The following is a 528-nucleotide window of genomic DNA, read 5'->3' as shown; positions in this document are numbered from 1 at the left end:
TCTTCTGCTTTTCGAGCGCCTCGAGCTTTTTTAGAAAGTCATTTTCTGCCTCCAGTAGTTTAATACGAGCTTCGGCACGTTTTAACTTTTCCTCAGTAGACATCTCTGCAGAAGGTCTTCGACCTATACTTCCTTTTCCACGACGTTCCTCAAGAAGACCTACTTCTCCTAAAGTCTCGTATGTATTACGCCAACGTTTTAGGCAGTTTTTCGGCTTTTTCTGACCAATCATTTCTACGTCAAATCCTGCACTACGGAAAATTTCTATAGGTGTCTGACCATCTTGGTATGCTTTAACAGCAGCCACCTTAAAAGCAGCGGCATAAGTAATCGTTTTATCCGATACGTGCTCAACATTTGGATTAGCCTCAAGCTGTTTTATCTCATGTTCAGTGAAGATTCTCGAAGTACCTCTCGTTTTACACATGTAGATATTTCCCCCGTTCTATACCTAATGATTTGATTAAAACACAAATGACCCGCAAGAGGGTCACTTTTTTAAGTGTCCATCTTACGGGTCACAGTTCA

Annotated in this window: 1 protein-coding gene; it reads right to left on the bottom strand. The window is 41.3% G+C overall.

Annotated elements, in window-relative coordinates:
* On the bottom strand, positions 1-427 hold a 427-nt coding region (locus LM917_RS24295; RefSeq protein WP_373688831.1), incomplete at its 3' end, for an HTH domain-containing protein.
* Positions 428-528 lie beyond the last annotated feature (101 nt).

Origin of the sequence: Brevibacillus daliensis, from assembly GCF_021245735.1 — a bacterium.
GTDB lineage: Bacteria > Bacillota > Bacilli > Brevibacillales > Brevibacillaceae > Brevibacillus_B > Brevibacillus_B daliensis.
The sequence above is the reverse complement of the archived record's forward strand: the minus strand, read 5'-3'. Positions and strand labels throughout refer to the sequence as shown.